The sequence below is a fragment of the Delftia sp. BGA-UO-ETr-SB1 genome, from assembly GCF_059567865.1.
Map to the genome: position 1 here is coordinate 1,342,379 of NZ_JCAQOW010000006.1, position 12,779 is coordinate 1,355,157.

The 12,779-nt window shown below is 66.9% G+C and carries 11 protein-coding genes and 1 tRNA gene; 3 read left to right on the top strand and 9 right to left on the bottom strand.

Annotated elements, in window-relative coordinates; genetic code table 11:
* Positions 1 to 77: 77 nt before the first annotated feature.
* From AC57B5_RS24860 to AC57B5_RS24880, 5 genes are all read right to left on the bottom strand, one after another.
* The gene (locus AC57B5_RS24860; RefSeq protein ID WP_012207231.1) at positions 78 to 1,037 is read right to left on the bottom strand and encodes a ribose-phosphate pyrophosphokinase; all 960 of its coding nucleotides are present in this window, start codon (positions 1,035 to 1,037) and stop codon (positions 78 to 80) included.
* Between the two features lie 44 nt (positions 1,038 to 1,081).
* Positions 1,082 to 1,158, bottom strand: a tRNA-Gln gene (locus AC57B5_RS24865).
* Positions 1,159 to 1,187: 29 nt separating this feature from the next.
* On the bottom strand, positions 1,188 to 2,051 hold the full coding sequence (gene ispE, locus AC57B5_RS24870; RefSeq protein WP_496400539.1) for a 4-(cytidine 5'-diphospho)-2-C-methyl-D-erythritol kinase: 864 nt from the start codon (positions 2,049 to 2,051) through the stop codon (positions 1,188 to 1,190).
* Between the two features lie 70 nt (positions 2,052 to 2,121).
* A complete protein-coding gene (locus AC57B5_RS24875; RefSeq protein WP_496400540.1) occupies positions 2,122 to 2,670 on the bottom strand; it encodes an outer membrane lipoprotein LolB in 549 nt (182 codons plus the stop codon).
* Positions 2,667 to 4,454, bottom strand: coding sequence for a tetratricopeptide repeat protein (locus AC57B5_RS24880; RefSeq protein WP_170962004.1), 1,788 nt, complete (start codon positions 4,452 to 4,454; stop codon positions 2,667 to 2,669). The genes AC57B5_RS24875 and AC57B5_RS24880 overlap by 4 nt, the downstream gene beginning before the upstream one ends.
* 61 nt (positions 4,455 to 4,515) lie before the next feature.
* Between AC57B5_RS24880 and mutM the strand changes: the two genes are divergently transcribed.
* The 3 genes from mutM to mutY all read left to right on the top strand — a co-directional run bounded on the left by mutM (position 4,516) and on the right by mutY (position 8,755).
* Entirely contained in the window at positions 4,516 to 5,346 is an 831-nt protein-coding gene (gene mutM / locus AC57B5_RS24885) for a bifunctional DNA-formamidopyrimidine glycosylase/DNA-(apurinic or apyrimidinic site) lyase (protein WP_180318895.1), read from the top strand.
* Between the two features lie 336 nt (positions 5,347 to 5,682).
* Positions 5,683 to 7,680 carry a dynamin family protein gene (locus tag AC57B5_RS24890; protein WP_013800863.1) on the top strand — a complete coding sequence of 666 codons (1,998 nt, stop codon included), beginning with the start codon at positions 5,683 to 5,685 and terminating at the stop codon, positions 7,678 to 7,680.
* Between the two features lie 4 nt (positions 7,681 to 7,684).
* Positions 7,685 to 8,755, top strand: coding sequence for an A/G-specific adenine glycosylase (mutY, locus tag AC57B5_RS24895; RefSeq protein WP_496400541.1), 1,071 nt, complete (start codon positions 7,685 to 7,687; stop codon positions 8,753 to 8,755).
* A gap of 21 nt (positions 8,756 to 8,776) precedes the next feature.
* Here the strand turns inward: mutY and AC57B5_RS24900 are convergent, their stop codons facing one another.
* From AC57B5_RS24900 to creB, 4 genes are all read right to left on the bottom strand, one after another.
* On the bottom strand, positions 8,777 to 9,019 hold the full coding sequence (locus AC57B5_RS24900; RefSeq protein WP_012207224.1) for a hypothetical protein: 243 nt from the start codon (positions 9,017 to 9,019) through the stop codon (positions 8,777 to 8,779).
* A complete protein-coding gene (gene creD / locus AC57B5_RS24905) occupies positions 9,016 to 10,449 on the bottom strand; it encodes a cell envelope integrity protein CreD (protein WP_496400542.1) in 1,434 nt (477 codons plus the stop codon). The genes AC57B5_RS24900 and creD overlap by 4 nt, the downstream gene beginning before the upstream one ends.
* A 113-nt stretch (positions 10,450 to 10,562) precedes the next feature.
* Complete coding sequence (creC, locus tag AC57B5_RS24910) at positions 10,563 to 12,023, bottom strand: two-component system sensor histidine kinase CreC (protein WP_496400543.1); 1,461 nt, start codon at positions 12,021 to 12,023, stop codon at positions 10,563 to 10,565.
* 16 nt (positions 12,024 to 12,039) lie between these two features.
* Positions 12,040 to 12,759, bottom strand: a complete 720-nt coding sequence (gene creB / locus AC57B5_RS24915; RefSeq protein ID WP_088163890.1) for a two-component system response regulator CreB — start codon at positions 12,757 to 12,759, stop codon at positions 12,040 to 12,042.
* Positions 12,760 to 12,779: the final 20 nt, after the last annotated feature.

A 12,779-nucleotide genomic window follows, 5' to 3' on the forward strand; every position in this document is an offset into this window, starting at 1 on the left:
ATGGTCCTGAAACCACTCCGGAACGCGCAAACCTCCCGAAGGAGGTTTGCTGGGTTCCGACCACGGGGGCCGATATTTTATTCAGAGAACAGGCTCAGCACCGAATCACCGGTGGAAATCCGCTGGATCGTCTGGGCAATCAGGGGTGCCACGGACAGTTGGCGGATCTTGCCGCAGGCCTGTGCCTCGGCGCTCAGGGGAATGGTGTTGGTCACCACGACCTCGTCCAGGGCGTTGCCGTTGCCGATGCGCTCGATGGCCGGACCCGAGAAGATCGGGTGCGTGCAGTAGGCATAGACGCTCTTGGCGCCGCGCTGCTTGAGCACTTCGGCCGCCTTCACCAGCGTGCCGGCGGTGTCGATCATGTCATCCATGATCACGCAGTTGCGGCCGTCGATATCGCCGATGACATGCATGACTTCGGAGACATTCGCCTTGGGGCGGCGCTTGTCGATGATGGCCAGGTCGCAACCGAGCTGCTTGGCCAGCGCACGTGCGCGGACCACGCCGCCGACGTCAGGGGAGACGACGATCAGGTCTTCGTAGTTCTTCTGGCGCAGATCGCCCAGCAGCACCGGCGTGGCATAGATGTTGTCCACGGGGATGTCGAAGAAGCCCTGGATCTGGTCTGCGTGCAGGTCCATGGTCAGGACGCGCTCGACGCCCACGGCCTGCAGCATGTTGGCCACGACCTTGGCCGTGATCGGCACGCGGGTGGAGCGCGGGCGGCGGTCCTGGCGGGCGTAGCCGAAGTAGGGAATCACCGCGCAGATGCGCTCGGCCGATGCACGCTTGAGCGCGTCCACCATAACCAGCAGTTCCATCAGGTTGTCGTTGGTCGGTGCGCAGGTGGATTGCACGACGAAGACGTCGCGCGTACGCACGTTCTGCTTGATCTCGACGGCGACTTCTCCATCGGAGAAACGACCCACGTCGGCTGCGCCCAGCGTGGTGCCGAGGTGCTGAACGATTTCAGTGGCCATGCCAGGATTGGCATTGCCGGTGAAGACCATGATGTCAGGATGATGTGAATGCATTGAGCGCCCCAGTACGATGGGTTTGCCTTGACGCGAAAGACGTTTGGCAGGGGAGGAAGGACTCGAACCCTCGCATGCCGGAATCAAAATCCGGTGCCTTTACCAACTTGGCGACTCCCCTACACAGGCCTTCTGCCGCAGGCAGACAGCCTATAAACTTTCATCTTTCAGCCAATCCTTGAGAGGATGGGCCTGCAGATTGCTGCAAACTCTGACATTCCAGGCGCCAGGGGCATCCTTTAAGTCAATCGTTTGCGTCAGTGGTGCAAATACTGCACTTCCTGAGCCCGTCATTCTAGCATGCAGTTTTAGTGAGTTTAGCCAAACAATGGCTTTTTTCACTTCAGGCTGCAGCCTTTCGGCGACAGGCTGCAAGTCGTTTTGGCCAAAGCCATAGTGATCTGCAGCAAAGTCTTCGATTGTAGCATGGGCATGATCGCGCTTGAGGGTTGCGTCGCGGAAGATGGATAGGGTCTCCAGCCCCGCCTCGGGCTTGACCACCACGAACCGTTGGGGCGGCAGGGCATTGGCCTGTTCCAGCGGCGTGATGTGCTCGCCTATGCCTTCCACCCAGGCGGAGTTGCCGCACAGAAAGAAGGGCACATCGGCGCCCAGGTCCAGTGCAATGCGCTGCAGCTCGCGCCGCGTCAGGTTCAACTGCCACAGGCGGTTCAGTGCGATGAGGGTCGATGCCGCATCCGACGAGCCCCCGCCCATCCCGGCCTGCGCCGGCAGGCGCTTTTCCACGCCGATGTGCACGCCCGCGCTGCAGCCGGTGGCCTGCTGCAGGGCCCGTGCGGCCCGCACGATGAGATCGTCGGCAGGAAGTGCCATGCCCGACAGGTCCTCGCGGCTGATCTGGCCGTCGCCACGCCTGTCGAAATGCAGCGTGTCATGCCAGTCCAACAGCATGAAGACCGATTGCAGCAGGTGATAGCCATCGGCGCGGCGGCCGGTGATGTGGAGGAACAGGTTGAGCTTGGCCGGAGCCGGCACGTCGTGGAGCGAGCGCATGGGCTGGAGAGGATGAGGGAAAAGAGGCAGGGGCGGCAGCTGGGGATGGAGCAGGCGCGCCCGGCGGAAATCAGGGCGTGTCGAGCACGATGCGCAGCACGGCCGGCGGCTGCGGGTCATGGCGCCGGGCGGACAGGCGGCCCTGCTCCATGCGGGAGAGGTCGACCTGCCAGCCTGCGGCAGCGGTGGCCCGGCCCTGCAGCCAGTCGAACAGGGCGGCAATGGGCAGATCGCTGCCCGTCAGCTCCTGCACCAGGGCGGGCAGCGAGTCCGAGGTCTTGCGCTCCTCGCCTTGTTGCAGGCTTGCCTGTCCCGGTTCCCAGAGCAGGCGCGCCAGTGTCGAGCCCAGGGGCGTGAACAGCAGCAGTTCGCCGCGCTGGGGGGTGCCCAGCAGCTCGAAGCCTGCGCTGAAGGATTGGTTTTGCGCATCTTCCACCTGCAGCGCCAGCCGGCCCGCCCAGTGGCCCGCAGCGGTGGGGGCGGTTGCGTCGGCCTGCAGCTGGCGGGGTGGCAGCGCACAGCCGGCCAGGGCCAGCAGTGCGGCGGCGGCCGCCGTGGCGCACAGCTGCCGGCGTGCAAGGGCGGGATGCGGCAACCCGGGCACGGCGCGGTGGCTCAAAGCGAGACGCCCAGGCGGCGCAGGGTTTCGCGCAGGGTCGTGTTGTCGGGACTGGTGGCCAGGCCCTGGCGCCAGATCTTCTGCGCGCGTTCGCGATCACCCTTGGCCCAGAGCACTTCGCCCAGGTGTGCGGCGATCTCCACGTCGGGGCGTGATGCGTAGGCGCTTTCGAGCAGCCTGAGGGCTTCGTCCAGGTCGCCCCGGCGGAATTTCACCCAGGCAAGGCTGTCGGTGATGAAGGGGTCGCCAGGCGACATTTCCAGCGCCTTGCCGACGAGCTTTTCGGCTTCATCCAGATGGATGCCGCGTTCGGCGAAGGAGTAGCCCAGCGCGTTGTAGGCGTGCTGGAAATCGGGCTGGCGCGCGATGATGCCGCGCAGCAGCCGCTCCATTTCGTCATGCTTGCCAATGCGCTCCGCCAGCAGGGCGGTGTCATAGGCGAGCTCGGCGTCTTCAGGGTCCTGCTTTTGCAACTCGGCCTGCAGCGCGTAGGCCTGGGCATTCTGATTGGCATCGCGCAGCAGCTGCACTTCGGCCAGGCGCTTGAGCCGCTGCTGGCTGGGGCCGCTGGCGGGCACGGCCTCGATGAGAGCGCGGGCTTCCTTGAGCTTGCCCTGGCGCGCGAGCAGGGCGGCACGGCGCGCCTGCACGCTCAGCAGGTTGGGCGCGTCGTCGATGCGGCGCAGCAGGGCGTCGGCCTCGGCGAACTTGCCCTGCTTTTCTGCAATCTGGGACTGCAGCAGGTAGTACTGGGACTGGGCCGCACTGCGCGCCACACCGGCGGGAATCTGCGGCACGAGCTTGCCGAAGCGCTCGGTGGACGCCTGGGCTGCATCCACGTCGTTGGACTGCAGCTGCAGCGCGGCCAGGGTGGCCCAGGCTTCGGCGTAGTCGGGGGAATCCACGGTGATGGAGACCAACTGTTGGCGGGCCTCGTCCATGCGCTGCTGGCCCAGCAGCACGCGGGCATAGGCCATGCGCATCTGGGCTGAAGGGTTCTTGGCCAGGTAGCGTTTGACGATGGGCTCCGCCTCGGGCATGCCGGCTTCCAGCAGCTCCATGGACAGCAGGGCCACGGGGCCGGTATCGGGTGTCAGCGCCTGTGCCTTTTGCACGGCCTGCATGGCGGCAGCCTTCTGCCCGGCGCCCAGGCGCATGTGGCCGATGGTGGCCCAGGCAAGGGGGCCGCTGGCGGGGTTGTCGGTCTCGCCAGCCATGGCCTGCTCGACCACATCGGCCGCCAGGGCCTTGTCGCTGGCGTTGTTGTAGAGCTGGGTGATGCCCAGGTAGGTGGCGGGCTTGGAGGGCGCAGGCGTGGCCTCGATCTCGCGCTTCAGATAGCTGCCGGTATCGGCGATGCGGTTCAGTGCCACCAGGATCTGGAGCACGAAGCGGTTGGCGTCGCGGGACTGGGGAAACGCGTCGAGCCAGGCACGGGCATTGGCCAGTGCGCGCTCGCCGGAGCGCGACTGAAGCGCCAGCTCGGTGCCACGCCGGTACAACTGCTCGCTGCCGCTGGTGCGAGCGGCTTCCATCATCATGGCCTGGGCGTCGCCCAGCGCACCTTCGCTGGCGGCGATCTCGCCGACCAGGATCTCGTAGAACAGCTCGGCGTTGAGGGCGGCGCGATCGTCCTCCGCAGAGGCGGCGGCGGACGAGGGAGGTTCGGGGGATTCCGTCTCGATGGTGGCTGCGGTCTTGCCTGGGAGTGCCCAGGCAGTGGCGGAACCCATGGCCAGGGCTGCTGCCACGGCAAGTCCCTGAAGGCGAAGGCGATGATCCATCGAACCATAATAATCGAAGCCCAGACCACATTTCGCACAACTACAGCACAACCCGGATCGCATGCCTGAATTGCCAGAAGTAGAAGTCACGCGGCGCGCTTTTGCCGCGCAGATCGCCGGAGCGCGCATTGAATCCGTGGCCTTGGGCAAGCCCTTGCGCTGGCCGTTGGGCATTGCCCCCGAGCTGCTGGCCGGGCGCGATGTGCACGGCGTGCGCCGGCGCGGCAAGTATCTGCTGATGGAACTGAGCGAGGGCCTGCTGATGCTGCACCTGGGCATGTCGGGCAGCCTGCGTTTCGTGGCCCCCCATGAAGCACCGCTGGGACCTGCAGGGACGCATGACCATTTCGACCTGCAGACCAGCAAGGGCCTGCTGCGGCTGCACGATCCGCGGCGCTTTGGTGCGGTGATGTATGTGGCGGCCGAGAGCGATCCCTGGGCGCGCAGGCTGCTGGACCATCTGGGGATGGAGCCGCTGGATGACAGTTTCTCGTTCGAGACCTTCCGGGCCGGCCTGAAGGCCAGCCGCACGCCCATCAAGCAATTGCTGCTGAACGGCAGCGTGGTCGTGGGCGTGGGCAATATCTATGCGTCCGAGGTGCTGTTCATGGCGCGCATCGCGCCCACGCAGCCGGCCTGCGAGGTCGGGCCGCGCAAGGTGCGCCGGTTGTTCGAGGAGATCCGCCGCGTGCTGGCCCTGGCGGTGGAGCAGGGCGGCACGACGCTGCGCGATTTCTCCGCACCCGACGGCATGGCCGGCCACTTCCAGTTGCAGGCCAAGGTCTATGGCCGCGAAGGCCTGCCCTGCACGCACTGCGGCTCGCCCGTGCAAATGCTGCGCCAGGGGCAGCGCAGCACCTACTACTGCGCGCGGTGCCAGAAGGCGGGATGATCGCTTCAAAAAACGGAGCGAATTTTCAACGTCTCGTAACGCCTGTTGCGGCTGCATTGCGGCAGGTCTCGCGAAGCATTTGCACAAAACGCCTGTTTCTGTAAATTTCAGGCACCAACCGCTGCAGATTGATGGTGAAATATTGTTTCATTTGTAAATAAACGATATTTTGTCCTTAATCCCCCCGCTCCAGGGGCCGGCCTTGGGGCGCCGCAGCAGGCAAAACGGGGCGACGGTGCTATATTTTGAAGAGAACAGGCATCACGCTTGCGGCGCAATGTCGAGGCGATCACTAGGCATCGGCAGACATTGGCGATGCAATGGCGGGGGAAACACGTGGGACCATCATTCAACGAGCAATTCGACCAGCACGGCGCATGGCGCCGCGGCTTTGCGCAGCAATTGCATGCGCTGCGCGAATGGCTGCAGTCCCAGGAGCTGCTGGATGTCGCGGTGCAGGAGCGGCTGCAGCGGCTGGAAGCCCAGGTGCGTGGCGACAAGGTCATGGTGGCCTTCGTGGCCGAGTTCTCGCGCGGCAAGTCCGAGCTGATCAATGCGGTCTTCTTCGCCCACTATGGCCGCCGCCTCATGCCGGCCAGCGCAGGGCGCACGACCATGTGCCCCGCCGAGCTGGGCTGGGAAGCCGAGCTGCAGCCCAGCCTGCGCCTGCTGCCCATCGATACGCGCGAATCGCTGGAAAGCCTGGGCCAGTGGCGCGCCCGTCCCGAGGCCTGGCTGCAACTGCCGCTCGACGTGAACAATGCCCAGCAGATCGCCGACACGCTGGCCAAGGTGGCCGAAGTGCGCAAGGTTTCCGTGGAACTGGCGCGGACCTGGGGCTTCTGGCATGACGAGGACCAGGGCGGCAATCCCTTCGTGGATGAGCAGGGCCTGGTCGAGGTGCCCATGTGGCGCCACGCGCTGATCAACATGCCCCATCCCCTGCTCAAGCAGGGTCTGGTCATTCTGGACACGCCTGGCCTGAATGCCGTGGGCGCCGAGCCCGAGCTGACGGTCAACCTGATCCCCCAGGCCCATGCCGTGGTCTTCGTTCTGGCGGCCGATACCGGCGTGACCAAGTCCGATCTGGCCATCTGGCGCGACCATGTGCTGCCGCCCGATGTGGCTTCGGGCCAGCATGCGCTGGCCGACTCCCGCCTCGTGGTGCTCAACAAGATAGACACACTCTGGGACAGCCTGAGTTCCGCGTCGCAGGTGCAGGCCCAACTGCAGCGCCAGCGCCAGGAGTCGGCACAGATGCTGGGCCTGCCCATGGAGCGGGTGCTGCCCGTGTCGGCGCAAAAGGGCCTGGTGGCCAAGGTCTCCAGCAACGATGCGCTGCTGCAGGCCAGCGGACTGCCCGTTTTCGAGAACATGCTGGCCGAGGGCATCATGGGCCAGCGCCAGAAGGTGCTGCAGACGGCCGTCAGGGCCAATGTGCAGCAGTTGCAGGTCGAGGTGGAGCGCGTGCTCAACATCCGCCGCCGCGACCTGGACGACCAGATGGCCGAGCTGCGCAGCCTGCGCGGCAAGAATGCCAGCGTCATCGCCTCCATGCGCCACCGCATCGAGAGCGAGCAGCAGGATTTCGATGCCAGCGCCGCCAGGATCCAGGCCGTGCGGCTGGTGCACATGCGCATGCTGCGCGACATCTTCCGCCAGCTGGGTTCCAGCGCGCTCAAGCAGGAACTGGTCGATCTCAAGGATGCGCTGGAGCAGCGCGGCCTGAAGCTGGGCGCCCGCAAGGTCTATGCCGAAACCTTCGAGCGCCTGCGCACCGTGGCGACCCGGGCCCAGGCGCAGGCCGGAGAGATCCAGTCCATGCTGGGCGCGACCTTCAAGGAACTCAATGCAGAGTTTGGCTTCTCGCTGCAGGCTCCGGCCCAGCTGGAACTGGCCGAGTTCGGCGGCGACCTGCAGCGCATCGAGGCCAGCTATACCCAGTACCTGGGCCTGGGCCACGCGCTCAGGCGCAGCAATCCTGCGTTTGCGCAGCGCCTGATCAAGGCGCTTGCGATGCGGTTGCGCACGGTGTTCGAGTCTGCAGCCAACGACGTGGACATGTGGAGCAAATCCGCCACGGCCCAGCTCGATGCCCAATTGAAGGAGCGCAAGCGCAGCTTTGCCCGCCGCATCGAAGCGGTGGACCGCATACAGAATGCGGCCTCGGGCCTGGTGGAACGCATTGCAGAGATCGAGACCGCCGACGAACAGCTCACGGCCTTGCAGCTGCAGCTGGGGCAGGCCACCATGGAACTGCTGCAACCCCTGTCGCCCACGCCCGCCTTCCCCGGCCTGGCAAAGGCTGCACAGGAAACTTCACTGACTGCTTGATATCTTGACCTTTCCCTCGATTGCCACGCCCGTCGTGCAGTGGCAGGCGTCGCATGGACGCAATCACCTGCCCTGGCAGCAGACGCGCGATCCCTACCGCGTCTGGCTCTCCGAAATCATGCTGCAGCAGACCCAGGTGAGTACCGTGCTGGGCTACTACCAGCGCTTTCTCGATGCCTTCCCCGATGTCGCCAGCCTGGCGGCCGCACCGCAGGACGCGGTGCTGGCGCTGTGGAGCGGCCTGGGCTACTACAGCCGCGCGCGCAACCTGCACCGCTGTGCCCAGGCCGTGGTTCAGGACTGGGGTGGTGCCTTTCCCGGCAGGGCCGAGGATCTGGCCACGCTGCCTGGCATAGGCCGGTCCACGGCGGGCGCCATCGCCTCCTTTTGCTTTTCCGAGCGTGTGCCCATCCTCGATGCCAACGTGCGGCGCGTGCTCACGCGCGTGCTGGCTTTCGATGCCGATCTGGCGGTCGCCAGGAACGAGCGCGAACTGTGGGACCTGGCCCAGCAGCTGTGCCCCACCGAAGACCTGCAGCAGGCCATGCCCCGCTATACCCAGGGCCTGATGGACCTGGGTGCCACCATCTGCACGCCGCGCAAGCCCAGCTGCCTGGTCTGTCCGCTGCAGCCGCAGTGCCGGGCAGCCCGCTTTGGCAATCCCGAAAACTATCCCGTGCGAACGCGCAAGCTCAAGCGCAGTTCCGAGGCTTGGTGGCTGCTGATCGCCGTGGACGGGCAGGGCCGCGTATGGCTGGAGCGCCGTCCGCAGCAAGGCATCTGGGCGGGGCTTTATGCGCCGCCCGTGTTCACCGGGCGCGAGGCGCTGGAGCAGGCGGTGGCACAGCATTGGCCTGGAACGGCGCCCCTGGACTGGACCGATCTGCCCGCCTTCCTGCATGTGCTCACCCACCGCGATCTGCACCTGCATCCGGTGCGCCTGCGCGTGCAGGGCGGCGGCATCGATGCCGCCACGCCGGACGGCCAGGGCTGCTGGGCCGATGCCGGGGCCTGGGCCGACATGGGCCTGCCAGCCCCGGTACGCAAGCTGCTGGATGCGCAGTTCGCGGGCTGAGGCCACGGCCGGCCCGGCTGGCTAGAACCTGCGGCGCGGCAGCAGCAGGGCGCATCGCAGCAGCATCCAGGCCAGCCACTGTTCCCGTGCGCCGGGCGTGCGCCTGGCGCGTGCGGTGGCGTCGGCAATGTGCAGGCGCAGGGAGCCAAGGGCATGGCGGTCCCCGCTTTGCACGGCCTGTTGCCAGGCCTGCTCGCAGCGCTGGCGCTCCAGCGCCTGATTGTCCGGGCTGCGGATATCGCTGATGGCGGTGATGGTGCTCATGGCTGCAGCGCTCCCACGGTGGGTGGGGTGCCCGCGTCTTCACCGCCGCGGTCGCCATCCTGCCGGCCGAAGGCATACCAGTCCACATGCCGCGTGCAGACCATGATCAGGGCCAGCACCGCGAACAGCGCGATCGATCCCACGATGAGCGCGCTTTGCTCCAGTTGCAGCAGCACGTACAGCAGGCCGTAGAGGGCGGCGATGCCCGCCGCAAACGGCAGGCCGCGGCGCAGGCTGCCCAGGATGTGGCTGGCGTAGTAGCCCAGCAGCAGCACGCAGGCCGAGGCGGCAATGCCGTAGGCGCTGGCAAATCCCATGTGCTCCGACAGGCTGATCAGCAGCAGGAAGAAGCTGCACAGCGCCGATCCCACCAGCAGGTACTGGATGGGATGCACGCGCAGCTGCTTGAGCACCTCGAACAGGCCGACGGCCACGAAGGTCAGCACCACGAAGAGCAGGCCGTACTTGGTGGCGCGGTCGCTCAACGAGTAGGCGTTGATGGGGTCCACGAAGTCCGTGTCCAGCGATTCCAGGCAAGGGCCGCTGTTGGGGGCATGGGCGGTGGCCGCGTATTCCTCCATGTCGCGGCGGCCGGGCTGGCACAGCGGCTGCTGGTCGGTGAAGGCCTGGCGTGCGGACGAGGCCAGGGCCGAGAGATTCCAACTGGCTTCGAAGCCCTTGTCGCTGATCTCCCGCCGGTTGGGTAGAAAGCTGCCACCGAACGAGGGATGGGGCCAGTCGGCCGACAACTGGACCTGGCTGTGGCTGCCCAGCGGCACGAAGGCCAGCTTTTCGGTGCCCACCAGTTCCAGGGCAATCTTCAGTTCAAGGGGCCCGTCCTTCTTGAGCAGGGCCGGCGCCAGTTCCGCCTGCAGGCCCTGCGAGTAGCGCTCCAGTGATGTGCCGGGGCCCACGTCCAGGCTCTTGCCATCGGCTTCGATGGTGGCCGAGCGTATGCCGCGCGGATCGGTGAGCGACAGCGCCACGCGCAGTGCGCCGCAGCGCACGGTCTGGTTGGCCGCCGTGTCGATGGAGGGCTTTTCCAGGTACTGGGCGGCGTTCGTGAAGCTGGCGCTGATGCTGTCCTGCATGGCATAGGTGCTGACCTGGTGCAGGCCGCGCGAGCGCTCCTCCATGCGCGCCGTGGCCTGGTGGCGCAGTTGGTCGGGCAGCAGCATGCGCTGGAACTGGCGCGTGGTCCATTCGGTCTTGCTGCCTTTTTCCACGCCCGTGGTCTCGGTGCAGTTTTGCACCAGCACCGGGCCCATCAGCGTCTGGCGGCCAGCCAGGCTGGCGACCACGCCCTGCACGGCGTTGTCGCGGTTGCGTATGCGGTCCCGCACCACGTCGTGTATCAGGCCCAGGCCCAGCATCAAAAGGCCCAGCATGACCAGCAGGGCCACGCCTTTGGCAAGCAGTCGGTTCTTCATTCCACATCCCGTTCGTTGATCGTGGACGCAGTCTGGGCGGGGGCTGTGTGGCCGGAATGAAGTGTGTGAAGCGGGTGTGAAGTCGGATTCGCAGGGCCGATAGGGGGTGGGCATCAGTGTGCCCGCAGTGGCCAGTTCAGCGTGACACGCAGCCCGGGCTGGGCGTTGGCGGCCTGCATGCTGCCGCCGTGCAGCAGCATGATGCGCAGCACGATGGACAGGCCCAGGCCCGTGCCGCTGCGCTCTCCGTTGGGACGGGGGGTGGTGAAAAAGCGTTCGCCCAGCCGGCCGAGTAGCGCCTCGGGCACGCCGGGGCCGTGGTCACGCACGCTGACGCGGCCGGGCTCCAGGTCCACGTGGATGCTGCTGCCCTCGGGTGCGAAGTCGATGGCGTTGCTCAGCAGGTTGCTCAGGGCCAGCACCACCAGGTCCTGCTCCCAGGGGCCGCTGCTGTCCTGGCCTTGCAGCACCAGCTGGATGCGGCGCTGGTGCGCTGCGCTGTGGACTTGCGCCATGGCCTGTTCGGCACAGGCCTGCAGGCTGCAGGCCGTGTGCGCGTGCAGGGCGCGGCGCTGCTCCAGCTGGCTCAGGCGCAGCAACTGGTCCACGAGGTTTTGCAGGCGCTGGCACTGGTCCACCACCTGGCGCGCGAACAGTTCGCGGTCGGCCGGGGGCAGGTCTTCCTGCAGCAGCTCGCCTGCGCCACGGATGGCAGCCACGGGGCTCTTGAGTTCGTGCGTGAGGGCGCGCACATAGCCTTCGATGTAGTCGCGCCCTTCCAGGCGGCTGCGCATGTTCTCCATGGCGCGAGCCAGCTCGCCCAGCTCGCCGGGCATGCGCGGGGCCTCGGGCATGGGAGGGGCGGTGGTGGGGGAGGCGGCCTCGTTGAGCGTGGGCGCCTGTACCTGCTGGGCATAGCTGCGCAGGCGCCGCACATGGATGACCAGCCACCAGGTCACGGCAAAGCCCACGCCGGCCGACAGCAGCAGGAACAGCAGGCCGCCGCGCAGCATCTTGCTTTCCGCGCTGTCCACGATCTTCTGCACCGAGTGGGCGGGTTTGGAGGCGGTGAGCACGCCCGCCACGCGGCCATCGACCATGATGGGTGCCGAGACATACATGACGCTGCTGGCCTCGTCGTTCTGCACCTCGCGCGTGGTGCGTGCGCCGTATTCGCCGCGCAGCGTGCGGTACACGTCGCGCCAGCGCGAGTAGTCGGCGCCCTGGTCCAGGCCGGCGGAGTCGAACAGCACCAGACCCTTCTGGTCCGTGACGGTGACGCGCATATCCAGGCTGGTCTTGCGCGTGTCCCAGATCCAGACCTTGACGGTCTGGTTGGCATAGGCCTGCATGTGGCGCGCGAAGCGGCTGTCGGCGGGGCTTTGCTGCAGCACGCCGCTGGCCATGTCGTCGCTGGCCAGCGCGGCCAGGGCGTAGGCGGTTTCGATCAGCGTGTCCTCGGTCACCTTGCGCACGCTGGGCTTGACCTCGACCATGAAGACGCGCAGCACGAAGAATGCGGCCAGGCCGTTGATGACGAAAAAGGCGAAGAACAGCCGCAGTCCGAGGCGCATGGCGTGCTGCGGTGGCTCAGCCCGGCAGCGTCAGGCTGTAGCCCATGCCGCGGTGGGTGGTGATGAAGTCCTGCTGCGGCGCCTGGGCGCGCAGCTTGGCGCGCAGGGTCTTGACGTGCGTATCCACGGTGCGGTCCGTGCTGTCGCTGTCCTGGCCCCAGATGCTGTCGAGCAGGAACTCGCGGCTGAGGATGCGCCCGGGGCGCTCCAGCAGGCAGCGCAGCAACTGGTACTCGCGCCGCGTCAGCTCCAGGGGCACACCCTGCATGCGCACGCGCTGGCCTTGGGTATCGATGCTGAACAGGGCATCGGCCGGCGCTGCGCTGGCCGTTGGCGCGGGCTGCAGGCGCTGCGCACGGCGCAGCAGGGCGCGGGTACGGGCCACCAGCTCGCGCGGGCTGAAGGGTTTGGTCAGGTAGTCGTCGGCGCCCAGCTCCAGGCCCAGCACGCGGTCCATTTCCTCGCCGCGTGCGCTGAGCACCAGCAGCGGCACGGCGGCGCCGGCCTGGCGCAGCTCGCGGCACCAGTCCAGGCCGTTGCCATCGGGCAGGCCCACGTCCAGCAGCAGGGCATCGGGCGGCTGTGCCTGCCATTGCGCGCGTGCATCGGCCAACTGCAGGCAGTGGCGCACGGCGATGCCGTCACGCTCCAGCGCATAGCAGACAGTGCGCGCGATGGCGGGGTCGTCCTCCACCAGCAACACACGCGGAGCGTTCGTCATCGGCAAGCCTTGCATCGCAGTGTTCCGGAGGCGGG